Origin of the sequence: Yimella lutea (assembly GCF_006715095.1) — a bacterium.
GTDB classification, from domain to species: Bacteria; Actinomycetota; Actinomycetes; order Actinomycetales; family Dermatophilaceae; genus Yimella; species Yimella lutea.
Genome location: NZ_VFMO01000001.1, coordinates 1080134 through 1103132 on the forward strand (window position 1 = coordinate 1080134; position 22999 = coordinate 1103132).

22 protein-coding genes are annotated in these 22999 nt (G+C 65.8%); 13 read left to right on the forward strand and 9 right to left on the reverse strand.

The window, feature by feature from the left end; translation table 11 throughout:
* The first annotated feature begins 26 nt into the window (after positions 1–26).
* The 5 genes from FB459_RS05065 (at position 27) to tuf (ending at position 6085) form a co-directional block, all read left to right on the forward strand.
* Positions 27–1355, forward strand: a complete 1329-nt coding sequence (locus FB459_RS05065; protein WP_141927680.1) for a hypothetical protein — start codon at positions 27–29, stop codon at positions 1353–1355.
* A 336-nt stretch (positions 1356–1691) separates the two neighbouring features.
* Positions 1692–2066: a 30S ribosomal protein S12 gene (rpsL, locus tag FB459_RS05070; protein ID WP_129626036.1), complete on the forward strand. Its 375-nt coding sequence runs from the start codon at positions 1692–1694 to the stop codon at positions 2064–2066.
* Positions 2066–2536, forward strand: a complete 471-nt coding sequence (rpsG, locus tag FB459_RS05075; RefSeq protein ID WP_129626038.1) for a 30S ribosomal protein S7 — start codon at positions 2066–2068, stop codon at positions 2534–2536. Before rpsL ends, rpsG begins: the two co-directional genes overlap by 1 nt.
* 132 nt (positions 2537–2668) lie before the next feature.
* Entirely contained in the window at positions 2669–4783 is a 2115-nt protein-coding gene (gene fusA / locus FB459_RS05080; protein ID WP_129626040.1) for an elongation factor G, read from the forward strand.
* A 105-nt stretch (positions 4784–4888) separates the two neighbouring features.
* Entirely contained in the window at positions 4889–6085 is a 1197-nt protein-coding gene (tuf, locus tag FB459_RS05085) for an elongation factor Tu (protein WP_129626042.1), read from the forward strand.
* A 160-nt stretch (positions 6086–6245) separates the two neighbouring features.
* Here tuf and FB459_RS05090 read toward each other — a convergent pair whose 3' ends face one another.
* Together FB459_RS05090 and FB459_RS05095 are read right to left on the reverse strand one after the other, a co-directional pair.
* Positions 6246–7136 carry an endonuclease domain-containing protein gene (locus tag FB459_RS05090; RefSeq protein WP_141927681.1) on the reverse strand — a complete coding sequence of 297 codons (891 nt, stop codon included), beginning with the start codon at positions 7134–7136 and terminating at the stop codon, positions 6246–6248.
* Positions 7137–7278: 142 nt separating this feature from the next.
* Positions 7279–8118 carry a hypothetical protein gene (locus FB459_RS05095; RefSeq protein WP_141927682.1) on the reverse strand — a complete coding sequence of 280 codons (840 nt, stop codon included), beginning with the start codon at positions 8116–8118 and terminating at the stop codon, positions 7279–7281.
* A gap of 202 nt (positions 8119–8320) precedes the next feature.
* Between FB459_RS05095 and FB459_RS05100 the strand changes: the two genes are divergently transcribed.
* The 3 genes from FB459_RS05100 (at position 8321) to ppsA (ending at position 13027) form a co-directional block, all read left to right on the forward strand.
* On the forward strand, positions 8321–9592 hold the full coding sequence (locus FB459_RS05100) for an aspartate aminotransferase type Ic (protein WP_281279530.1): 1272 nt from the start codon (positions 8321–8323) through the stop codon (positions 9590–9592).
* Positions 9593–9782: 190 nt separating this feature from the next.
* Positions 9783–10616, forward strand: coding sequence for a pyruvate, water dikinase regulatory protein (locus FB459_RS05105; protein WP_240796033.1), 834 nt, complete (start codon positions 9783–9785; stop codon positions 10614–10616).
* A gap of 35 nt (positions 10617–10651) precedes the next feature.
* Positions 10652–13027 carry a phosphoenolpyruvate synthase gene (gene ppsA, locus FB459_RS05110; protein WP_141927683.1) on the forward strand — a complete coding sequence of 792 codons (2376 nt, stop codon included), beginning with the start codon at positions 10652–10654 and terminating at the stop codon, positions 13025–13027.
* 61 nt (positions 13028–13088) lie between these two features.
* On the opposite strand, the gene FB459_RS05115 is transcribed toward ppsA, so the two are convergent.
* The 5 genes from FB459_RS05115 to FB459_RS05135 are packed head-to-tail and all read right to left on the reverse strand — an operon-like array spanning position 13089 to position 17392.
* Complete coding sequence (locus FB459_RS05115; RefSeq protein WP_141927684.1) at positions 13089–13808, reverse strand: ABC transporter permease; 720 nt, start codon at positions 13806–13808, stop codon at positions 13089–13091.
* A complete protein-coding gene (locus FB459_RS05120; protein ID WP_129626054.1) occupies positions 13805–14719 on the reverse strand; it encodes an ABC transporter ATP-binding protein in 915 nt (304 codons plus the stop codon). The genes FB459_RS05115 and FB459_RS05120 overlap by 4 nt, the downstream gene beginning before the upstream one ends.
* Positions 14716–15633: an ABC transporter permease subunit gene (locus FB459_RS05125; RefSeq protein WP_141927685.1), complete on the reverse strand. Its 918-nt coding sequence runs from the start codon at positions 15631–15633 to the stop codon at positions 14716–14718. Before FB459_RS05125 ends, FB459_RS05120 begins: the two co-directional genes overlap by 4 nt.
* Positions 15630–16559, reverse strand: coding sequence for an ABC transporter ATP-binding protein (locus tag FB459_RS05130; RefSeq protein WP_246092326.1), 930 nt, complete (start codon positions 16557–16559; stop codon positions 15630–15632). The genes FB459_RS05125 and FB459_RS05130 overlap by 4 nt, the downstream gene beginning before the upstream one ends.
* Entirely contained in the window at positions 16517–17392 is an 876-nt protein-coding gene (locus FB459_RS05135; protein WP_141927687.1) for an SIR2 family NAD-dependent protein deacylase, read from the reverse strand. The genes FB459_RS05130 and FB459_RS05135 overlap by 43 nt, the downstream gene beginning before the upstream one ends.
* Positions 17393–17456: 64 nt before the next feature.
* On the opposite strand from FB459_RS05135, the gene FB459_RS05140 reads away from it, so the two are divergent.
* Positions 17457–18326 (forward strand): type IV toxin-antitoxin system AbiEi family antitoxin domain-containing protein, encoded by an 870-nt coding sequence (locus FB459_RS05140; RefSeq protein WP_141927688.1) that lies wholly within the window; start codon positions 17457–17459, stop codon positions 18324–18326.
* Positions 18327–18559: 233 nt separating this feature from the next.
* On the opposite strand, the gene FB459_RS05145 is transcribed toward FB459_RS05140, so the two are convergent.
* Together FB459_RS05145 and FB459_RS17195 are read right to left on the reverse strand one after the other, a co-directional pair.
* Positions 18560–19546 carry an IS3 family transposase gene (locus FB459_RS05145; RefSeq protein ID WP_170221729.1) on the reverse strand — a complete coding sequence of 329 codons (987 nt, stop codon included), beginning with the start codon at positions 19544–19546 and terminating at the stop codon, positions 18560–18562.
* The gene (locus FB459_RS17195; RefSeq protein ID WP_170221731.1) at positions 19543–20031 is read right to left on the reverse strand and encodes a hypothetical protein; all 489 of its coding nucleotides are present in this window, start codon (positions 20029–20031) and stop codon (positions 19543–19545) included. Before FB459_RS17195 ends, FB459_RS05145 begins: the two co-directional genes overlap by 4 nt.
* A gap of 651 nt (positions 20032–20682) precedes the next feature.
* Here FB459_RS17195 and rpsJ point away from each other — a divergent pair.
* Genes rpsJ through rplW form a run of 4 tightly spaced genes read left to right on the forward strand, consistent with a single transcriptional unit; the run spans position 20683 to position 22978 of the window.
* A complete protein-coding gene (gene rpsJ / locus FB459_RS05150) occupies positions 20683–20991 on the forward strand; it encodes a 30S ribosomal protein S10 (RefSeq protein WP_006946210.1) in 309 nt (102 codons plus the stop codon).
* 15 nt (positions 20992–21006) lie between these two features.
* On the forward strand, positions 21007–21675 hold the full coding sequence (rplC, locus tag FB459_RS05155; protein ID WP_141927690.1) for a 50S ribosomal protein L3: 669 nt from the start codon (positions 21007–21009) through the stop codon (positions 21673–21675).
* Positions 21672–22673 carry a 50S ribosomal protein L4, sunset domain variant gene (rplD, locus tag FB459_RS05160; protein WP_246092531.1) on the forward strand — a complete coding sequence of 334 codons (1002 nt, stop codon included), beginning with the start codon at positions 21672–21674 and terminating at the stop codon, positions 22671–22673. The genes rplC and rplD overlap by 4 nt, the downstream gene beginning before the upstream one ends.
* Entirely contained in the window at positions 22670–22978 is a 309-nt protein-coding gene (rplW, locus tag FB459_RS05165) for a 50S ribosomal protein L23 (RefSeq protein WP_129626069.1), read from the forward strand. Before rplD ends, rplW begins: the two co-directional genes overlap by 4 nt.
* Positions 22979–22999: the final 21 nt, after the last annotated feature.

Below are 22999 nucleotides of genomic sequence, written 5' to 3' on the forward strand. Positions count from 1 at the left end.
AACCCAACCCTCGAGAAGAGATCAACATGAAGCTCTCCACAGTCGTCTCCGTCTGCACCGCGGCCGTGCTCACCGGCACCGTCTTGACGGCCGCGCCGGCACAGGCTGCCGGCGCCGAGAACTCCGGTACCTACTACAACGCCACCCCCGGTCGCATCGCTGATTCGCGGTATGGCACCGGCGGCATGCCGAAGGCGCGGCTGGTGACCGGATCATCGGTCTCGATCCCCGTCCTGGGTCGCTCGGGCGTGCCCGCCACCGGGGTGTCGGCCGTCGTCGTCAACCTGACCGCGATCAAGACCTCCACCTCCGGCTGGGTGACGGCGTACGCGTCGCGCACCGCCAAGCCGAATACCTCGAGCCTGAACTTCGGTGCGAACTGGACCGGAGCGACGACGTCCACCGTCGACGTCGGCGCCGACGGACGGATCAAGCTGGACGTCACCGGATCGCTCGACCTGGCTGTCGACATCATCGGCTATTACGGCAGCGCGTCCGGAACCGGTGCCGCCGGTGCGTCTTTCGTCCCGATGGACGGCACGAGGATGGTCGACACCCGCGAGACGGTCGCACTGCGTCCGGGACAGTCGGTGCGGGTGTCCTTGGGGGATTGGGACACGACCGACGCAATGGTGCCGCGCGCCGTCCGTACGAACGTCACCGCCCTGTCGTCCTCGGCGTCCGGTTGGCTGGCGACCTGGAGCGGCGTGGGGGCGGCTCCCGCGACCTCGACTGTCAACGTCGTGAAGGGAGAGGTCTCGCCCAACTCGACGGTCGTCGCGCTGAGCAAGGACAGCGCCGGAGAATACGGGTTCACCGTCAAGAACACCTCGAACACCACGATGCATGCACTCGTCGACATCGAGGGTCTGTACGTCACGTCGACCGACGGGCCCTTCTCGGTGCGCATCCCCACCGGACCCTCGCGGATCATCGACACCCGGTACGGCGTCGGCGCACCCAAGGCGAAGGTGGCCGCCGGACGAACCATCCGTCAGGCCGCACCGCAGCTGGACTGGATCTTCCCGCTCGGCTTCGAGGGCACCATCACCGGTGCCGCGCCGCTCGGTACGACCTGGCTCACCGCGTGGGGCGGTGACCCGTACCGTCCGACGACGTCCAGCCTCAACCTGGTCAAGGGCGTCAACCGGGCCAACGGGATGACGCTTTCCTACGGCATGCAGACCGAGGACTCCGACCCGGGCTTCGCGATCTACAACGCCGCCGCGGCCACCGACGTCATCGTCGACCGCACCGCGTACTTCGGCCTCACCATCGACCTGCCCGCGTTCGCGGCCAAGCAGAAGGCGGCCGAGCAGGTCGTCGCTCGAGCGGCAGCCCGCCCGACGCGCTGATCGTTCTGCCGCGAAGTGGCTGCCCCGGAGCTCCGGGGCAGCCACTTCTGCATGATTTGGACGCATTCGGTGTGCCCGGTAGTCTTGACGCTCGTGCGTGGGCTCTGCCCTGCCTTCGGTATCGGCCCCAGGTCGCGCCGGGTTCACCAGGCCCACCACACGCTCTCGCCGGGCAGTCGCCTGTTCGCATCATTGCAGTGCGAAAGTGCGGGGGAGAGCGCCGCTTCGACACTCCCGACCTCGGGTTGTGGCGGGCGGTCAATCCAAGGAGTTCGGCCGGTGTGCGTCATGGGCGCGATCGAGCAGACAAGACTACGAATCAGTACGGAGAACAGGTTGCCTACTATCAACCAGCTCGTCCGTAAGGGTCGGCAGGACAAGACCACCAAGGTCACCACGCCGGCACTTAAGGGCAGCCCCCAGCGACGCGGTGTTTGCACCCGCGTCTACACCACCACCCCGAAGAAGCCGAACTCGGCGCTGCGCAAGGTCGCTCGTGTGAAGCTGACCTCCGGCATCGAGGTCACCGCGTACATCCCGGGTGTGGGCCACAACCTGCAGGAGCACTCGATCGTGCTCGTGCGCGGCGGCCGTGTGAAGGACCTTCCCGGTGTCCGCTACAAGATCATCCGCGGCGCCCTCGACACGCAGGGCGTGAAGGGCCGCAACCAGGCTCGTTCCCGTTACGGCGCGAAGAAGGAGAAGAAGTAATGCCTCGTAAGGGCCCTGCTCCGAAGCGCCCCCTCGTCGTCGACCCGGTCTACGGTTCGCCGGTCGTGACCCAGTTGGTCAACAAGATCCTGCTGGACGGCAAGAAGTCCATCGCCGAGCGCATCGTCTACGGCGCGCTCGAGGGCTGCCGTGAGAAGACGGGCACCGACCCGGTCGTCACGCTGAAGCGTGCGCTCGACAACATCAAGCCGAGCCTCGAGGTGAAGTCCCGCCGCGTCGGTGGTGCCACCTACCAGGTTCCGGTCGAGGTCAAGCCGGGCCGCGCCACCACGCTGTCCATGCGTTGGTTGGTCGGCTACAGCCGTCAGCGTCGCGAGAAGACGATGACCGAGCGCCTCATGAACGAGATCCTGGACGCGTCCAACGGTCTCGGTGCCGCCGTCAAGCGTCGTGAAGACACGCACAAGATGGCCGAGTCGAACCGCGCGTTCGCTCACTACCGCTGGTAATCCCCGTCGGTGCGTGGGGCAGCTATCCGCCTCACGCACCAGGGGTGCACCTGATGCACCACCCGCCGGGTCCGCCCGGCACCCCAGAACTCATCTCCTAACTCGGGATACCGAGAGAACGAGGCAGACACCGTGGCACAGGACGTGCTGACCGACCTGAAGAAGGTCCGCAACATCGGCATCATGGCGCACATCGACGCCGGTAAGACCACGACGACCGAGCGGATCCTGTTCTACACCGGCGTCAACCACAAGATCGGTGAGACCCACGACGGTGCGTCGACCACCGACTGGATGGAGCAGGAGAAGGAGCGTGGCATCACGATCACCTCCGCTGCTGTGACCTCTTTCTGGGAGGGCACCCAGATCAACATCATCGACACCCCGGGTCACGTCGACTTCACCGTCGAGGTGGAGCGTTCGCTGCGCGTCCTGGACGGCGCCGTTGCCGTGTTCGACGGCAAGGAGGGCGTCGAGCCCCAGTCCGAGACCGTCTGGCGCCAGGCCGACAAGTACGACGTCCCGCGCGTCTGCTTCGTCAACAAGATGGACAAGATGGGTGCCGACTTCTACTTCACCGTGCAGACGGTCATCGACCGCCTCGGCGCGGAGCCGCTCGTGCTCCAGCTGCCGATCGGTTCGGAGTCCGACTTCATCGGTGTCGTCGACCTGCTCTACATGCGTGCACTCGTGTGGCCGGGCGACGCCAAGGGTGACGTCACCATGGGCGCGAAGTACGAGGTCCAGGAGATCCCGGCCGACATGCAGGCGAAGGCGGAGGAGTACCGCAACCGCATCGTCGAGCGCGTCGCCGAGGCTGACGACGACCTGATGGAGAAGTACCTCGGTGGCGAGGAACTCACCATCGACGAGCTGAAGGCCGGCATCCGTAAGCTGACCGTCAACTCCGAGGTCTACCCGATCCTGTGTGGCTCGGCCTTCAAGAACCGCGGTGTGCAGCCGATGCTGGACGCCGTCGTCGACTACCTGCCGTCGCCGCTCGACGTGCCGCCGATGATCGGCCACAAGCCGGGCGACGAGGAGACCGAGATCACCCGCGAGCCGTCCAAGGACGCTCCGTTCTCGGCCCTGGCGTTCAAGGTCGCCGCGCACCCGTTCTTCGGTTCGCTCACCTTCATCCGTGTGTACTCCGGACGCATCGCCGCCGGCTCCGCCGTGGTCAACACGACCAAGGGCAAGAAGGAGCGCGTCGGCAAGCTGTTCCAGATGCACGCCAACAAGGAGAACCCGGTCGACGAGGCCGTGGCGGGTCACATCTACGCCGCCATCGGTCTGAAGGACACCACCACCGGTGACACGCTGTCCGACCCGAGCGAGCAGATCGTTCTGGAGTCGATGACGTTCCCGGAGCCGGTCATCCACGTGGCCATCGAGCCCAAGACCAAGGGTGACCAGGAGAAGCTCGGCACCGCCATCCAGCGCCTCGCGCAGGAGGACCCGACCTTCTCCGTCCACCTCGACGAGGAGACCGGCCAGACCGTCATCGGCGGTATGGGTGAGCTCCACCTCGACATCCTGGTCGACCGCATGAAGCGGGAGTTCAAGGTCGAGGCCAACGTCGGTGCTCCGCAGGTCGCCTACCGCGAGACCATCCGCCGGTCGGTCGAGAAGTTCGACTACACGCACAAGAAGCAGACCGGTGGTTCGGGTCAGTTCGCGAAGGTGCAGATCTCGATCGCGCCGCTCGACACCGCCGAGGGCGAGCTGTACGAGTTCGACAACGCCGTCACCGGTGGCCGCGTCCCGCGCGAGTACATCCCGTCGGTCGACCACGGTATCCAGGACGCGATGCAGCTCGGCATCCTCGCCGGCTACCCGGTCGTGGGTGTCAAGGCCACCCTGGTCGACGGTGCCTACCACGACGTCGACTCCTCGGAGATGGCGTTCAAGATCGCCGGTTCGATGGCATTCAAGGAAGCCGCCCGCAAGGCGGACCCCTGCTTGCTCGAGCCGATGATGGCCGTCGAAGTGCGTACGCCCGAGGACTACATGGGCGACGTCATCGGCGACCTCAACAGCCGCCGTGGCCAGATCCAGGCCATGGAGGACGTCAGTGGTGCGAAGGTCGTTCGCGCCGTCGTGCCGCTGTCCGAGATGTTCGGGTATGTGGGTGACCTGCGAAGCAAGACCCAGGGTCGCGCCAACTACACGATGCAGTTCGACTCCTACGCCGAGGTTCCCCGGAACGTCGCGGAAGAGATCATCAAGAAGGTCCGGGGCGAGTGATAAGGGATTTGTCCCTTCATCGGTTGACCCGCTAGTTTCCACCAGAATCAAGTAATCACCGACGCCGCCCCGGCGTCAGCAATCAAGTCCTTAGGAGGACCCGCAGTGGCTAAGGCCAAGTTCGAGCGGACCAAGCCGCACGTCAACATCGGCACCATCGGTCACATCGACCACGGTAAGACGACGCTGACGGCTGCCATCTCGAAGGTGCTGCACGACAAGTACCCGGACGTCAACCCGGCGTTCGCGTTCGACGAGATCGACAAGGCTCCCGAAGAGAAGCAGCGCGGTATCACGATCTCCATCGCGCACATCGAGTACCAGACCGAAAAGCGTCACTACGCGCACGTCGACTGCCCGGGTCACGCTGACTACGTCAAGAACATGATCACCGGTGCGGCCCAGATGGACGGCGCGATCCTCGTGGTCGCCGCCACCGACGGCCCGATGCCGCAGACCAAGGAGCACGTCCTGCTGGCTCGCCAGGTCGGCGTTCCCTACATCGTTGTCGCCCTGAACAAGGCCGACATGGTGGACGACGAGGAAATCCTCGAGCTCGTCGAGATGGAGGTCCGCGAACTGCTGTCCTCCTACGAGTTCCCGGGCGACGACCTGCCGGTCGTCAAGGTCTCGGCTCTGAAGGCGCTCGAGGGCGACGAGGAGTGGGGCAAGACCGTTCTGGAGCTCATGGACGCCGTCGACGAGGCGATCCCGGAGCCGGAGCGCGACACCGACAAGCCGTTCCTGATGCCCGTCGAGGACGTCTTCACGATCACTGGTCGTGGAACCGTCGTCACCGGTCGTATCGAGCGCGGTGTGCTGAACGTCAACGAGGAGGTCGAGATCGTCGGCCTTCGTGAGGGTGCTGCGGTCAAGACCACGGTCACCTCGATCGAGATGTTCAACAAGATGCTGGACAGCGGCCAGGCCGGCGACAACGCCGCCCTCCTGCTGCGCGGTATCAAGCGCGAGGACGTCGAGCGCGGTCAGGTCATCGCCAAGCCGGGCACGACCACCCCGCACACCAACTTCGAGGCGTCGGTCTACATCCTGTCCAAGGACGAGGGTGGCCGCCACACGCCGTTCTACGACAACTACCGTCCCCAGTTCTACTTCCGTACCACGGACGTGACCGGTGTCGTGAAGTTGCCGGAAGGCACCGAAATGGTGATGCCGGGCGACAACACCGAAATGTCGGTCGAGCTCATCGCTCCGATCGCCATGGACGAGGGTCTTCGCTTCGCGATCCGTGAGGGTGGCCGCACCGTCGGTGCAGGCCGCGTCACCAAGATCACCAAGTGATCCTCGCCCGCAAGGGCACAGCTTGAACCGAAGCCCCTCAGCCGTTCGCGGCTGAGGGGCTTCGTCATGCCCGCGCACGAAGGCGCGACAGTCGCTCGTTACGCCGCAGTACGCGTCCGTACTCGGGCGTAAGGCGCGACCATCGTTCGTCGGTGCTGGCTCAGCTCGCGAAGTGCCGGCGCCAACCGACGTGGTTCACGGACGTCGGGTGACCGCGCCGGTTCAGCGCATCGGCCACGCGACTCACGGCGTCCGCCGGCTGGCGATGGATGTCGCGACTGGTGAGGACGATGAAGATCCATCCGTCGGCCTCGAGTTCCTCGCGCCGCCGGATGTCGCTGCGCCACTGGCCCTCACGCTCGATGTGATGGCGTCCGTCGTACTCGATCGCGATCTTGAACTCCGGGTACGCCAGGTCGATGCGCCGACGGACGTGGCCCGTGTCGTCCCGGATCGGGTGGTTGACGAGCGGCTCGGGAAGTCCGGCACTCACGAGCAGCAGCCGCGTCCTGCTTTCGTACGGCGACTCGACCCCGGCACGGACGAGGCCTGCCACCGCCCGCGCGGACGACGCACCCGTGCGATGGTCGAAGCTGGTTTCGGCGAGTTGCTCGATCGTCATCGCCCCGGCCTGCACGAGCGAGTCACCCAGGACGAGCAGGTCGACGAACGGCAGCTCGGTGGACAGGTCGGCGAATGTCTGTGCTCCGGTGGTGACGTCGATCCCGCCTCGCTCGGTCAGCGTCGGTGGCTTGCGATACCAGTGCAGTTGCACGTCGTCCCGTTTCGAACTTCGTCGTTCGACGGAACCGAGATGAACAACACTGCTTCGCGGCACGACGGCGCCGAGCAGAACGGCTGCGGTCTGCCGACAGGCGAACTCCGCGGCCGGCAGTTTGCGGAGCAACGCGGCCACGATCTGTGTCTCGGACGGTGCGGCGTCGGCGCGGCAGTACAGACCACGCGACAACGCCCGGTACCGGCGGCCGCGCAGTTGCCGCCCCTCGATCCCGGCGGCCAATGCTTCCTTGCGGGTGAACACCTGGTGCATGCGGCAGACCTTGGCACGGACATGGCGGTCGCTTCGGAGTTCTCCACACCGTCCACCACCAAAGCGCGACGGTCACGCGTTACGCCGTAGTACGTGTCCGTACTCGGGCGTAAAGCGCGACCGTCGCGATTTGGGTTGCCGATCAGCTACCGACGTAGCACTTGGTCGGCTTGAAGTTGTCGACGGCCATCAGGAACTTCACCTCGTAATCGTTCCAACCGTCCGTGCGCAACTGCTTGGTCGGCGAGGTGGCTGCCTGGACAACGCCCTGGTCGTCGGAGCAGATGGCGGTCATCGAGGTGTTGCCGCCCTTGCCGTCGGTCTTGTACCGGCCCGAGACGATGGCGGTCTTGGTCGCCGGGTCCTGGGCGACCTTCATGTTCGGGTCCACCTCGGTGACGGTCGCGTAGCTGTTCTCGGCATTCTTGGTGATCTTCAAACGCACCTTCTTGGCCGACGCCGGCAACTCGCCGCTCGCGCGGGTCACCTTGATGACGTTGGTGCCCTTGTTGACCGAGATGCTGTCCTTCACGGTGCCGACCTCGTTGCCGGACGCGTCCAGCAGTACGTACTCGATGTCGACCAGGCCGCGGCCCGAGGAGTCGACGTGCAGCACGGAGTAGAAGTCGCCGCGGTCGCCGCCGGCGGTGCGGTAGCCACCCAGCTTGACGATCTCGGCCTTGGTCAGCGGACCGGACGGGATGGCGCTCACGCTGGCGTCCAGTGCGGACTTGTCGTTCTTGTCCTCACGCTGGGACGTCGGCTTCTCCTCGCCGCCCTGCTCGGAGCCACCCTGCGAGGTCTCCGACGCCGACTCCGACGTCGTGCTCGAAGAGTCGGACGAGTTCTGCGACTCGGAGGTCGAGGACGTCGAGGACGCCGTGCTGGTGGCGGTCGGTGCGTCTTTGCTGTTGCACGCGGTCAGGCCGAGTGCGGTGCTCAGTGCGATTGCGGACAGTGCGACGCGCTTTGTGGTGCGCATGACGAATCCCCCTCAAGGATCAGCTGTATTGGTGTGAACCGTGGTTGCGACGGCGGCACCCGGCAGCGGGTTCCAAGACGGTCGCGCCGACCGGGACATCGGCACCGTCGTTCGCCGTCTCACCGCGCGATCCCGTGCACGGACGGTCCGGCGAGGCTGGAAGAATGGGCGACCGTCTGGTTACTTCAATCCGGGAGCTGCTGTGGCCCTTGTCGACCTGTCCGCCGAAGAACTCGCCGCCTTCATGACGGCGCAGAAGTCCGCGTACGACGAACTGAAGTCGCGCGGTCTTAAGCTGGACCTCACCCGGGGCAAACCGTCCGCCCAGCAGCTCGATCTGTCGAACGAACTGCTGAAGCTGCCGACCGGCTACGTGGCCGCCGATGGCACCGACACCCGTAACTACGGCGGATTGCACGGGCTCACAGAGCTCCGCGAGATCTTCGCCGAACTGCTCGGTGTGAACGTGGATCAGCTTGTGGCGCAAGGTAATTCCAGCCTCACGCTGATGCACCAGGTGCTGGTCGACTGCTTGTTGCACGGCGCCGTCGACAGCGAGCGCCCGTGGAGCGGCGAGGACAAGATCAAGTTCATCTGCCCGGTGCCCGGCTACGACCGCCACTTCTCGCTGCTGAACTCCTTCGGCATCGAGATGGTCACCGTCCCGATGAACGCCGACGGCCCGGACGCCGACAAGATCGCCGCGCTGGTCAAGGACGACGCGTCCATCAAGGGCATGTGGGTCGTGCCGACGTACGCCAACCCGACCGGCGACACCGTCAGCCAGGAGGTCGCCGCGAAGCTGCTGGCGATGCCGACCGCCGCCCCTGACTTCAAGATCTTCTGGGACAACGCCTACGCGCTGCACCACCTCACGGACGTCGAGACCAAGTCGGTCGACGTGTTGTCGCTCGCCGCGTCGTCCGGCAACCCGAACCGTCCGATCCTGTTCGCCTCGACCAGCAAGATCACTTTTGCCGGCGCGGGCGTCGCGTTCCTGGCCGCGTCCACCGAGAACATCGGCTGGTTCCTCAAGCACGTGGGTATGAGTTCGATCGGCCCCGACAAGGTGAACCACCTTCGGCACGCGGAGTTCTTCAAGGACGCCGACGGGGTTCGCGCGCACATGCGCAAGCACGCCGAGATCATCGCGCCGAAGTTCGAGGCGGTCGAGCGCATCCTCACCGAACGCCTCGCCGAGCACGACATCGCCGAGTGGACCAAGCCGATCGGGGGCTACTTCGTCAGCCTCGACGTGCTGCCCGGCACCGCGTCCCGCGTGGTGCAGCTGGCCAAAGAAGCGGGCATCGCCCTGACCCCCGCCGGCTCCAGCTTCCCGCTCGGCACCGACCCCGACGACGAGAACATCCGCCTGGCCCCGACCATGCCCCCGTTGGAAGAGGTCGAGGTCGCGATGGACGGCGTGGCCACCTGCGTCCTGCTCGCGGCGGGGGAGTACCTCTCCAAGAACTGAGCTACCCCCAGCACGCTGGACGAGCATGGGCGAGCGCCGCGTTCGGGACCCGGTGACGGTCGCCTACTCAGGCGATACGAAACCGCCCGAAACCGACACCACCACGAAAGCAGCGCGTCCGAAATGTCGGGACATTCTGACGATCCGACCCGGTAGGAAATACCACAAAGGGTGTGGGACAGTGTGTCTTGTGAGTGACCAAGGCCACGTGGAGCCGACGCCGGCGTTCTTCCTCGCCGGTGGTACCGGAATCTCCGCCGAGACCCTCGGCAACATGATTCTTCGGCAGTTCCCCAACGTCACGTTCGTGCGGCAGAAGATCCCGTTCATCACCTCCGTCGAAGCGGCCGGCGAGGTCGTGCAGATGCTGGACGCGGCCAAGACCGACACCGTCACTCCGTTGGTGTTCTCCACTGTCGCCGACGAGCAGATCCGCTCCGAACTCATGCGCACCCAGTGCGCGTTCATCGACCTGTTCGGCTCACAGCTGGACGAGGTCGAGAAGGTGCTGCACGCCGAGGCCGCGCACAAGGGTGGCTCGGCACATGCCGTCCGCGACCAGGCCCGGTACGACTCGCGCATGAAAGCGGTCGAGTACGCCATCGAGCACGACGACGGCGCCAGCTTCCGGGCGATCGAGAAGGCCGAGGTCATCCTGTTGGCACCGTCGCGGTGCGGCAAGACGCCCACCACGATGTACCTCGCCCTCCAGCACAGCGTCTTCGTGGCGAACTACCCGCTGGTCGACGAAGACCTCGAGTCAGCCAAGCTGCCGCGTCCGATCGCGCCGTACGCCGACAAGTGCTTCGGGCTGATCTCGACGGCGGCCCGCCTGTCCGCGGTGCGCAACGAGCGACGTCCGGGCAGCAAGTACGCCTCCCAGGCCCAGTGCCTGTTCGAACTGCGTCGTGCGGAAGCGATGTTCCGCGCGCACAAGATCCCGTTCATCAACTCCTCGACGATGTCGATCGAGGAGATGGCGGCCGTGATCATGCAGACCCTCAAACTCAATCGCGTTCACTGACGACCGTTTACACGGCCCTTCCGGAAGGACCTGCAATGAGCAGCAACATCGAGTGGTACGAGAACCTCGGCATGCACGATGTCGAGTTGGTCGGCGGCAAGAACGCCTCCCTCGGTGAGATGGTGCAGCACCTGTCCAAGGCGGGCGTGCGCGTCCCGAGCGGTTTCGCCACGACGGCGGACGCCTACCGCCGCTTCCTGATCGAGTCGGGTCTGGCCGAGCGCATCGACGGGATGCTGAAGACGCTCGACGTCGACGACGTTCGTGAACTCGCCCGCGTCGGCAACGAGATCCGCAGCGCGGTCGAGCAGCAGCCGTTCCCGACCGACCTCGAGGCCGAGATCCGTGAGGCCTACGAGAAGCTCGCCGGCGAGCACGGGGACGAGGTCAGCTGGGCGGTGCGTTCGAGCGCGACGGCCGAGGACCTTCCGGACGCGTCCTTCGCCGGGCAGCAGGAAACCTTCCTCAACATCCACGGCATCGACAACATCCTGCACGCGATCAAGCTGGTCTTCGCCTCGCTCTACAACGACCGCGCGATCGCCTACCGCGTCCACAACGACTTCGAGCACTCGGTCGTCGCGCTGTCGGCCGGCATCCAGAAGATGGTGCGCTCCGACATCGGTTCGTCCGGTGTCATGTTCACGATCGACACCGAGTCCGGCTTCAAGGACACCGTGTTCATCACGTCGTCCTACGGTCTGGGCGAGGCCGTAGTCCAGGGCGCCGTGAACCCCGACGAGTTCTACGTCTACAAGCCGGCGCTTGCGGCCGGCAAGCCCGCGATCCTCAAGCGCGGCGTCGGCGGCAAGGCGATCAAGATGGTCTACACCGACGACAAGTCGGTCGGTCGCACGATCGAGACCGTCGATGTCGACCCGGTCGACCAGGCTCGCTTCAGCATCACCGACGCGGACGTCGAGGAGCTTGCCCGTCACGCGGTGAAGATCGAGGAGCACTACGGCCGCCCGATGGACATCGAGTGGGTCAAGGACGGACTCGACGGCCTGATCTACGTCGTCCAGGCCCGTCCGGAGACGGTGAAGTCGCGCGAATCCGGTTCGCAACTGGAGCGATTCACGATGAAGTCGCGCGGCGACGTGCTGATCGAGGGCCGCGCGATCGGTCAGAAGATCGGTGCCGGCGCCGTCCGCAGCCTGAAGTCGATCGACGACATGGCGCAGTTCCAGGCCGGCGAGGTGCTGGTCGCCGACATGACCGACCCCGACTGGGAGCCGATCATGAAGAAGGCGAGCGCGATCGTCACCAACCGTGGTGGACGCACTTGTCACGCCGCGATCATCGCCCGTGAGCTCGGCATCCCGGCGGTTGTCGGCACCGGCGATGCGACCCGCAACCTTCCGGACGGCGCCGAGGTCACGGTGTCGTGCGCCGAGGGTGACACCGGTTTCGTCTACGAGGGCATGGTCGACTTCGAGGTCACCACGACTGCTCTGGACGAGATGCCGGACCTGCCGGTCAAGGTCATGATGAACGTCGGCACGCCCGACCAGGCGTTCGAGTTCTCCCGCCTGCCGAACAAGGGCATCGGCCTGGCGCGGTTGGAGTTCATCATCAACCGCCAGATCGGCATCCACCCCAAGGTGCTGCTCGAACTCGACCAACAGGACCCTGAGCTGAAGGCGGCCATCGAGGAGCAGATCGCGGCGTACGACAGCCCGCGCGAGTTCTTCGTCAAGCGTGTTGCCGAGGGTGTGTCGATGCTGGCGGCGGCGTTCGCGCCCGAGCCGGTCATCGTCCGGATGTCCGACTTCAAGTCGAACGAGTACGCCAACCTGCTCGGTGGTGAGGCGTACGAGCCGCACGAGGAGAACCCGATGATCGGTTACCGCGGTGCGTCGCGGTACCTGTCGAAGGACTTCGCCGACTGCTTCGCGATGGAGTGCGAGGCGCTGCGGTTCGTCCGCGAGGACATGGGCCTGACGAACGTGAAGATCATGATTCCGTTCGTGCGTACCATCGCCGAGGCGAAGGGCGTCATCGAGCTGCTGGGCCAGCATGGTCTGAGGCGCGGCGAGAACGACCTGCAGGTCGTGATGATGTGCGAGGTGCCCTCGAACGCGGTCATCGCAGACCAGTTCCTGGAGCACTTCGACGGGTTCTCGATCGGCTCGAACGACATGACCCAGCTGACTCTCGGCCTCGACCGTGACTCCTCGCTGGTGGCGGGTTCGTTCGACGAGCGCGACGACGCGGTCAAGGCGATGCTGTCGATGGCGATCAAGGCCTGCCGTGAGCAGGGCAAGTACGTCGGCATCTGCGGCCAGGGTCCGTCCGACCACCCCGACCTCGCCGAGTGGCTGCTCGACCAGGGCATCGAGTCGATGTCGCTGAACCCCGACACCGTCGTCGAGACCTGGTTGCGTCTGGCCAAGCACGTCAAGGCCTGATAACCGACGCCGGAGCCGGCGTGGTCGGGTGCTCGTGGTCAAGTCCGGCGTATTGAGCACCTCAGACGTCGGAGATCGTGGTGTGTGACAGCTTGCGGCCGGCGATGAGCACACCGCCGATCAGGCACAACACGGCGGCGATCAGCCCGAACCGCACCGGCGGGTGCACCTTCTGGCCCACGTCGGCGACGGAGTGCAGGACGCTGGTGCCCCAGGCGCGAGCCGAGAGCCAGGCCGCCGGCGAGATCAGCGAGGTCAGGCTCGCTTCCCAGACCAGCCAGTACACCAGGCATCCGACGACGCTGCGGTTCAGTAAGGTCGCGAGCGTGGTGAAGATCCCGGCATACGCGACGGACGCGGTCACGCCGCCGAGCAGCGCACCGAGCCAGAGGTCGTCCTGCACGCCGACCATGATCAACGCGGCGATCATCATCGGCACCGCCGCGAACACCAGCGTGCACAGCAACACCACGAACGCCTTCGTCGCGATGATCGACAGCCGCGACACCGGTTTGGTCAGCAGGTAGATGATCGAACCGTCATCGAACTCGGAGTTGATCAACGTCGTGGTCGCCATGAGCGCGACGACGGGCACGACGATGCCGATGCCGAACGTCCGCACGAGCACCAGGGGAGCATCGCCGGGAGACAGGGTGTCACCGTCGGCGACCCGGATCAGTGTGGCGAGCAGCAACAACAACGCCGGGATGAGGAACAGCAGGATGGCGCGGGCCCGCCCGAACAACGAGCGGACGGCCAGGCGCAGGATCGGAATGTTCATCGGCCCACCAGGTAACTGAAGACGCTTTCCAGCGATTCGTCGGTCGGGATCAGTTCGAAGAGTCGGACGTCGGCATCACGGGCGAGTTTCGCGACCACCGTCGCGAAGCGTCCGAAGTCGTCGGCTTCGACCTCGAGGTACTTCTCGCCATTGACCCGGACGCCGCGCACGGTGTCTTCGCGCATCAGCAAGGTCGCAAGTAATCGGTTGTCGCTGCTACGGATTCGGTACTGGTTCGGACGATCGGTCATCAACCGTCGGATGGCCGCGAAGTCTCCGGACGCCGCGTGCCGTCCGGAGACCACTACCTCCACCTGGCGCGCCAATTGCTCGACCTCCTCCAGGATGTGCGAGGAGAAGACGATCGTGCGCCCTTGTGCCGCATACGAATTCAGCAGACTCATCATCGAGCGCCGCTGGATCGGATCCATGCCGTTGAACGGTTCGTCGAGCAGCAGCACCGCGGGATCGTGGACCAGCGCCGCGGCCACCTTGATGCGTTGGCGCATGCCCTTGCTGTAGGTCGAGATCTTGCGATCGGCCGCGTCGGCCAGAGCGACCAACCCCACCGCGTGCTTGGTCGCGGCCTCTGCTTGGGGGAGTCGGTGCAGGTCGGCGTTCAGCCGCACGAACTGCTCGCCGGTGAGGAAGTCGTACATCGGTTCCTGCACCGGCACGAGTCCGATGTGGCGATACATGCCGACGTCGCCGCGCACCGGACGTCCGTCGAGTGTCACGCTGCCGGCCGACGGAGCAAGGAGTCCGGCCATCATCGACAGCAACGTCGACTTGCCGGCACCGTTCGGGCCGAGCAGTCCGGTGATGCCGGGACGGATGTCCATGGAGACGTCGTTGACCGCGACGACGTTGCCGTACCACCGCGAAACCGATTGCAGCACAAGGTCGCTCACAGCGATGCCGCCTTTCGCATCCGCTGGATCAACAGCAAGGTCGGTGCGACCACCCACACCACACAGACCGCAGCGGCCGCAGGCACTCCCACTCCGGTCGGCCTCGGGATGGTCGGGTTGGGCGTCGGTTGGTCGAAGAGCCCGGCGACGAGTTCGGCGACCGCGGTGAAGGGATTGAATGACGCCGGGATCTGCCCGCGTGCGGGATGCTCGCTCTGGTAGGTGATGCTCAGCGCGCTGGTGACGATGCCCGAGGTCACCATCAGCACGATGATCACCGCGGCGACGGCAAGCCCGGAGCGCGTCGTCAGCGTGCACACCAACCCGGCGATCGCGGCCAGGATCAGCGCGAGCAAGAGCGCCCCGAACAATGCGGAGAGGTAGTTGCGGGTGTGCACCCCGCGGTCGAGTTCGGAGGTCATCGCGACGCCGTACCAGATGGTCATCGGCACGGCCACGACCAGGAAGATCGCGGTGGCCAGTGCGGCCAATCGCGTCAGCACGAACATCGTCCGCGACACCGGACGCGCGAAGTACAGCACGATCGTCCGATACCGCAGGTCGCGCGCGAACAGCACCGGCGCCTGCGTCGCCACGAACACCGTGATCAACAGCTGCGTCCAATACGGGAAGCCGAAGTAGTTGGACAGGGGCGCGAACAGCTCGGCCTGGTCGGTCAGCGACATCCGTCCGAGCTGGACGATGATGCCCGCCAGCACGACCGCCGGGATGAGCATGAGGCCGGCGATCAGCCAGGGCATCACCTTGGACTTGCCGGAGCGACCGACGCCGAACGCATGCCCGAGCGAGACCGTGAACAGTTCGCGCAGGATCGCACCCGTGCCCAGGCGGCGTCCCTGGAATCCGCGATATCCCAGGTCGTGAATGACGCCCTGGCGACTCGGCGTGCTCATGCGTCAGCCCCTTGTTGGAAGACCTCTTCGAGGGTGTGGTGGATCTCCTGCACCCGCACGAGTCCGAGCCCGAGATCGACGGCGACATCGCGGACGACGTCCAGTGCCTCCGGATGATCGATGCGCACCTGCACCTGTTCGCCGGCCGGCCAGGCCTGCAGGCCGTGGTCGACGAGCGCCTGCCCGAACCGGCGGTCACTGCCCGCCGGACCCAGCACCTCGACCAACACCGTGCCGGTCGTGTGCGTGAGCTCGGACGTGGCGGACGCGCGCAGCAGGCAGCCGGCGTCGATCACCACGATGTGGTCGGCGGTGCGCTCGAGCTCACCGAGCAGGTGACTGGTCACCGCGACCGAGATGCCGAAGTCGCTGCCCACCCGTGCGATGAGGTCGAGCATGTCGTCGCGGGCGCGCGGGTCGAGTCCGTTGGTCGGCTCGTCGAGGAAGACCAGGCTCGGGTCGTGCACGATCGCCTGCGCGAGCTTGGCCCGCTGCTTCATGCCGGTGGAGTAGCCGCCCATCGCGCGGTGGCGTTCCTCGTCCAGCCCCACGTGGCGCAACACCTCGGACGTGCGCTCGCGGGCGGCCGTACGGGGCAGCCCGGACATCAACGCCATGTGCATCACGAAGTCGGCCGCGCTGACATCGCCTGGCAGACAGTCGTGTTCGGGCATGTAACCGACGCGCGACCGGATCTCTGCACCCTGCGTGGCGGGGTCGAGTCCGAGGACGCGTGCGGATCCGCTGGTCGCCGGAAGCAGCCCGAGCAGCACCTTGATGAGGGTCGATTTACCGGCACCGTTCACGCCGACGACTCCGGTCACGCCGGCGGGGATCCGCAGGCTCAGGTCGTCGAGGGCGCGCACGCCGGGGTACTGCTTGGTCAGTCGGTCCGTCTCGATGACGAACCCCTGCGCGGATTGCACCGTCGGCACCCCCTTATCAGCCGGAACGATTCGTCCGCAGCGTATGCCCATTCATCGACAGCGTCCGGAAGGCGCGCTCCGGTCGCCCGGATCGCTTGCACCAGCGCGGGCAGGGCGCTCGCTGCCGGTGCCCGCCAGACGTGGGTCACCTCGTCGCTGTGCTCGGTCGGATTCGGGTTGATCTCGATCACCGGCACGCCCCGAGCCCCGGCGAACCTCGGGAGCAGCGACGCCGGCGCGACGATGCCGGAGGTGCCGACGGTGAGCACCAGATCGGCACTTTGTACTTCCTCGACCGCCCGGTCGAACGCGTCCGGCGGGAGCATCTCGCCGAACCACACGACGCCCGGACGCACCAGCCCGCCGCACGCCGGACAACTCGGGGGAGCGAGCCGTTCGACCGGCTCGTGCGGCACGTCCACGCGATCGGTGTACGGACGTTCGCAGTCGCTGCACCGGAACGCCGACAGGTTGCCGTGCAGGTGGACGACATCGCTGCTGCCGCCGCGTTCGTGCAGGTCGTCCACGTTCTGTGTCACCACCAGGACGTCGGCCCCCTCCTCCCAGTCGGCCAGCGCCCGGTGTCCTGCGTTCGGCTCCACCTGATGGTGCCGCTCGAACCGCCACAGGTACCAGGCCCACACCATCTCCGGGTCCTCGTCCCAGGCATCGATGCTCGCCAACTGCATCGGGTCGTAGCGGTTCCACAGCCCGTCCTCGGGGTCGCGAAACGTCGCAAGCCCGCTCTCGGCCGAGATCCCCGCACCGGTGAGCACCACCACCCGCCGCGCGTCCCGGGCCACCTCGAGTACTTCGTCCAGCACGTTCGTCATGCGTTCACGGTAGTTGTCCACAGGGCCCTCGGCAGGATCGGCGGATCGGGCGCACCATGTACCGATGGACGTCGTGTCGTGGGAAGAGGTGCAGTCGCGTGGACTCGGCGCCCGGGACGTGCGCCGACTCGTCGCGACCGGTGAATGGACACGTCTGCGGCGAGGGTGGTTTGCCACCCGCGCCGCTGCGGACGACGAGGACGCTCACCGTCTTCGCGCGATCGCGTACAAACGGGAGTACGCCGGCCGAGCGGTCATCAGCCACGTGTCGGCGCTCGTCCACTGGGAATTGCCGACGATCGATCGGGATCTGTCGGTGGTGCACCTGTCGAGGACGGTCGCGGGGAAGTCACGCCGTCTCGGTGACCTGCACCTGCACGTAGCCCTCGCTCGAGAGCTGCAACCTCGGGACGGCGTCGAACACCCGGCGATCGCGGCTCTGCAGGTTGCTCAGACCGATCTGCCGGCCGCGCTCGCCGCTGCGGACGCTGCCTGGCGTCGAGGCCTGCTCCGACCCGACGACCTCGAACTGTGCGCGCCGGCGTTCCTGCGACGCAAGGGCCGGGTCGCGACGGCCCAGGTGGTCGAGCAGATCGACCGCCGCCACGAATCTCCCGGTGAGACTTTGACCGCTCTGCAACTGCGACTCGCCGGCGTCGCCTATGAGCCGCAGTTCGACGTGCCTGACTCGGGACAGTGGACGCCCGCCGGCCGTGGGTATCGCGCCGACTTCCGCGTGATCGGTCACAACGTGCTCATCGAGTTCGACGGCAAGGTGAAGTACGAGAACGGCGACTCGGTGTTCCAGGAGAAGAAGCGCGAAGATCACCTGCGCTCGCTCGGCTGGATCGTCGTCCGCGTTGTGTGGTCCGATCTGAAGATCCCTGGGCGCGTTGCGACCCTCGTCCGCGAGGCGGTTGCTCGGGCGTCGTGAGTGTGGCCCGGTAGTGCTGTGTTCTCAGGCGGTGTCGCATCGCCTTCCGGCGCCGGGCTTTCCAGGGTGTGGAGTTTTCAAGCCGGCTTTGGACGGACCGGGGTGCGTGGCTCTGCTTGCCCACGTCACCTACCTGGGACGGGGAGTTCGAAGTTGCGCAGGTTACGTCCATTTGCGCAGGTTACGTACAAAGGCCCGGGTTACGTCCGGATGCGCACGTTATACGGAATGAATCAAGCTGTTTGGGACAGCTGTGGGTTGGGTGTGTTGGGTTTGTTGATCCAGACGGTGTCTGGGGGCATGTGCGTGATCGGCGGTTTGTGGTGCCGGGCGGTGTGCTTGGCGGCGTAGGCGGCTTTGGTGGTTGCCCACTGGTCGTGGGTACTGCTCCAGGTGCCGTGGTGGACTCGGGCCGGGGTGTGTCCGGCGAGGCCGGCGTGGTGGTGGCGGGTGTTATACCGGTCGAAGAACTCGGCACTCCACTGCCGCGCGTGTTCTAAGGAGTCGAACTCTTCGGGGTAGTCCAGGTCGTACTTCACCGTTTTGAACAACGCCTCGGCGAACGCGTTGTCGTTCGACACCCGAGGGCGTGAGTACGAGGCGTGGACGTGCATCGTGGCCAGCAGTTCTCGCACGGTCCCGGCTCGCATCACGCCACCGTTGTCGGCATGGATGACCTGCGGTGTGCCCTGCTGGGCGGTGAACGCGTTGTTGAACAGTTCCTGGGTGAACCGGTGGTCCTCGACGTGCTCGACGCGGTACCCGACCACGTACCTCGAGTACAGATCGATCATCGAGTACAGCTTGAAACTCATCCGTCCTGGACCGGGCAGGTTGGTGATGTCCCAGCACCACACTTGTCCCGGGGCGGTGGCGTGCAACCGGGGAGTGGACCGTGCACCGTACCCGCGGTGCGCGGTGTGCCGGCGGCGATCACTGGACTGCCCTTCGCGACGCATGATGCGGTGCATCGAGGGCAACGAACACAGGTACACGCCCTGATCCAGTGGTTCGAAGTGTGCCTGCCGGATCGATAACCCTGCCAACTCGACCGTGTTGAGGGCCTGCACCACGGCCTTCGCCTCGGCAGCGGTGACACGGTTGGGGTACGCCCGTTCCGTGTGGGGCACCACCACCCCGATCCGTGGGGGCGGATTGAGATATCGGTAGTAGGACGACCGAGCGATCCCCAGCCAGGCACAACCCTGGACGATGCTCACTCCGGCATGGCCGAGGGCCGTGACGGTATCGGCGGCAACCTCGAAGTATCGGGGTCTCTCAACCAGTCCGGCATCCCCGGGCGGGGTGGTGGTTCCTCCTGGTTGGGGCCCGCGCTCTTGGCCAATCCCTCCAAGAGCGCGGCAGCTTTTCCCAGCAGTTCCACCGCGGACTGCGATTGCTCCAGTTCTTGTTGCAACCGCTGGTTCTCACGCCGCAACCGTTCCAGCTCAACGCGTTCGTCATATTTCAACACGTGCCTCGCTACCGTCGTTGGCTCTTTGGTGGCCGGGTCGACCAACCGGCCAGCGTCCCGCCACATCGACCACTTCTTGATCGAGAACGGCGTGACACCGACCCTACGCAGGAACGCGGCCTTCGCACCACGCTCGAGGCACTGGTCATGCTCCAGCAGCAGAGCCCACCGCTGCTCATCAGTGAAAGCCGCATGACGCGACGGACGAAACGGCACCTCATCAGAAACCATCAGGGAAATCCTTTCCCCACCCAGCTGTCTCACAACAGCCTGACGCACTGGGTATAACGTGCGCATCCGGATGCAGCGCGGGCACCTGTACGTAACCAGCGCATCTGTACCTACGGTGCGCATCGTTGCCGGCCGCGAACGCGAGAAAGCAGCGCAAGCCCCAAACCCGCCTCCTTCAAGGCCTGCTCGAGAACCGGACGCCACGAGAAGCCCGGCGCCGGAGGGCGATACGGAACCCGTCTGCGAAGGCGAGTACCGAGAGCCGGACGGGGAAACGAAACTGCCCGAAAACCCGACCACAACGCCCCGAACAACGAAGGTGCCCAGCACCACAACGCCTCGATTTGGCGCGTACGCCACTGCATGGCACACTGGACAAGTTGCTTGTTGCGTGATGTCGCATCTGTTCGACCGGTTCAACCCGGGCGAAGTGCGGAATCTTCGTTGGCGCTGAGGCGAAGTTTGGCCTAGTGACAACGGCACAAGCCCCGGTCTCTACGGACCGGCCCACCCCGCCACTCGGTGAAAACGTGTGCGCTGTGCTGCGAAGCAGGTGCGACACACCCGACCGCGGGGGTCGGGGCCGGAGCCCGAAAAGGCCGGCCAATTGACAGATGTAATAGAAGTACGGCGAGAGAGAGACGCGACAAGATGGCGGGACAGAAGATCCGCATCCGGCTGAAGTCGTATGACCACGAAGTCATCGACAGCTCGGCGCGCAAGATTGTCGACACGGTTACTCGTGCCGGCGCAACGGTGGTCGGCCCTGTGCCGCTCCCGACGGAGAAGAACGTCTTCTGCGTCATCCGTTCGCCGCACAAGTACAAGGACAGCCGCGAGCACTTCGAGATGCGTACGCACAAGCGGCTCATCGACATTGTTGACCCGACGCCCAAGGCAGTCGACTCGCTCATGCGTCTCGACCTCCCGGCTGACGTCAACATCGAGATCAAGCTCTGAAAGGGGGAGTGACTCATGACTCACACCACTGAGCGCTCCGTCAAGGGCGTTCTCGGCGAGAAGCTCGGCATGACCCAGGTGTGGGACGAGAACAACCTTCTCGTTCCGGTCACCGTGATCCAGGCCGGCCCCTGTGTCGTCACGCAGGTGCGCGGCGAAGAGGCCGACGGCTACCACGCGGTCCAGATCGCCTTCGGTGCGATCGACCCGCGCAAGGTCACCAAGCCGTTGACCGGTCACTTCGAGAAGGCCGGCGTGACGCCGCGCCGCCACGTCGTCGAGATCCGCACCGCTGACGCTGCCGAGTACACGCTCGGCCAGGAGATCACGGTCGACACCTTCGAGACCGGCCAGGAGATCGACGTCGTCGGTCGCACCAAGGGCAAGGGTTTCGCCGGTGTCATGAAGCGTCACGGCTTCCACGGCGTGAGCTCCTCGCACGGTGCGCACAAGAACCACCGCAAGCCCGGCTCGATCGGTGGCTGCGCCACCCCGGGCCGTGTCTTCAAGGGGATGCGCATGGCCGGCCGTATGGGCGGCGTGCGACAGACCACCCAGAACCTCACGATCCACGCCGTGGACGCCGACAAGGGCCTGCTGCTCGTCAAGGGTGCCGTTCCCGGTCCCCGCGGCGGCGTCGTCCTGGTGCGCACGGCTGCTAAGTCGATTCAGAAGGACGCCTGATTTCGATGACTTCCGTTGACATCCTGAACCCGTCGGGTTCGAAGTCGGGCTCCGTCGAGCTGCCGGCCGAGATCTTCGACGTGACCACGAACGTCCCGCTGATCCACCAGGTTGTTGTGGCTCAGCTGGCCGCTGCCCGTCAGGGCACTCACTCCACCAAGACGCGCGCCGAGGTGCGCGGCGGTGGACGCAAGCCGTATCGCCAGAAGGGCACCGGCCGCGCCCGCCAGGGTTCGACCCGTGCGCCGCAGTTCGCCGGTGGTGGCATCGTCCACGGCCCGCAGCCGCGTGACTACAGCCAGCGCACCCCGAAGAAGATGAAGGCCGCCGCCCTGCGCGGAGCCCTCTCGGACCGGGCGCGTCACGGCCGCATCCACGTGCTGACCGCGATCGTCGAGGGTGACAAGCCGTCGACCAAGTCGGCCGCGAACCTGCTCGGTGGTTTGTCGGACCGCAAGAACCTGCTCGTCGTGCTTGCACGCAACGAGGAGATCTCGACGCTCTCGGTGCGCAACCTGGCCGACGTCCACGTGCTGTGGGCCGACCAGCTGAACACCTACGACGTCCTGTGCGCCGACGATGTCGTGTTCACCCAGGCCGCTCTGGAGAGCTTCCTGGCCGGCCCGACGCAGGCCGCGAAGCTGGACAAGGGTGCCGCCAAGGCGTCCGCTCCCGCCGCGCTGGTCGACACCGACACCGCCGACAACACTGACGAGACCGCCACGACCGAGGCTTCGGCCGAGGCCGGCGGCGAGGTGACCGAGGGTGGCTTCGGCTCCGACTCGGCCGCACCACTGGCCGGTGGCGCATCGCCCGACCCGGTGAAGTTCACCGTCAAGGGCAACAAGGACTCGATGAAGTACCACGTCGCCGGTTCGCGTTGGTATGACGCGACCACCGCCGAGGTGTGGTTCACGACCGCCGAGGCCGCGGCTGCCGCAGGCTTCGAGCCGGCCGGTGGAGCCAAGGCTCAGCAGGTCAAGGAGGACGACAAGTGAGCACGCAGTTCAACGTCGGCAAGGACCCGCGCGACATCCTCGTCGCGCCGGTGCTGACCGAGAAGTCGTACAGCCTGCTGGACGAGGGTAAGTACACGTTCGTCGTGGACCCCCGCGCCAACAAGACCGAGATCAAGATTGCCGTCGAGCAGATCTTCGACGTCAAGGTCGACTCGGTCCACACGCTGAACCGTAAGGGCAAGACGCGCCGTACCCGTTTCGGGATGGGCAAGCGCAAGGACACCAAGCGCGCGATCGTCTCCCTGAAGGAAGGCTCCATCGACATCTTCGGCTCCGCGAGCTGAACGACGGCGAGGACAAGGACT

Coding starts and splice junctions, on each gene's coding strand:
- FB459_RS05065 (WP_141927680.1), top strand. CDS start 27: ATGAAGCTCTCCACAGTCGTCTCCGTCTGCACCGCGGCCGTGCTCACC.
- rpsG (WP_129626038.1), top strand. CDS start 2,066: ATGCCTCGTAAGGGCCCTGCTCCGAAGCGCCCCCTCGTCGTCGACCCG.
- FB459_RS05090 (WP_141927681.1), bottom strand. CDS start 7,136: ATGCACCAGGTGTTCACCCGCAAGGAAGCATTGGCCGCCGGGATCGAG.
- FB459_RS05095 (WP_141927682.1), bottom strand. CDS start 8,118: ATGCGCACCACAAAGCGCGTCGCACTGTCCGCAATCGCACTGAGCACC.
- ppsA (WP_141927683.1), top strand. CDS start 10,652: ATGAGCAGCAACATCGAGTGGTACGAGAACCTCGGCATGCACGATGTC.
- FB459_RS05115 (WP_141927684.1), bottom strand. CDS start 13,808: ATGAACATTCCGATCCTGCGCCTGGCCGTCCGCTCGTTGTTCGGGCGG.
- FB459_RS05125 (WP_141927685.1), bottom strand. CDS start 15,633: ATGAGCACGCCGAGTCGCCAGGGCGTCATTCACGACCTGGGATATCGC.
- FB459_RS05135 (WP_141927687.1), bottom strand. CDS start 17,392: ATGACGAACGTGCTGGACGAAGTACTCGAGGTGGCCCGGGACGCGCGG.
- FB459_RS05140 (WP_141927688.1), top strand. CDS start 17,457: ATGGACGTCGTGTCGTGGGAAGAGGTGCAGTCGCGTGGACTCGGCGCC.
- FB459_RS17195 (WP_170221731.1), bottom strand. CDS start 20,031: ATGGTTTCTGATGAGGTGCCGTTTCGTCCGTCGCGTCATGCGGCTTTC.
- rpsJ (WP_006946210.1), top strand. CDS start 20,683: ATGGCGGGACAGAAGATCCGCATCCGGCTGAAGTCGTATGACCACGAA.
- rplC (WP_141927690.1), top strand. CDS start 21,007: ATGACTCACACCACTGAGCGCTCCGTCAAGGGCGTTCTCGGCGAGAAG.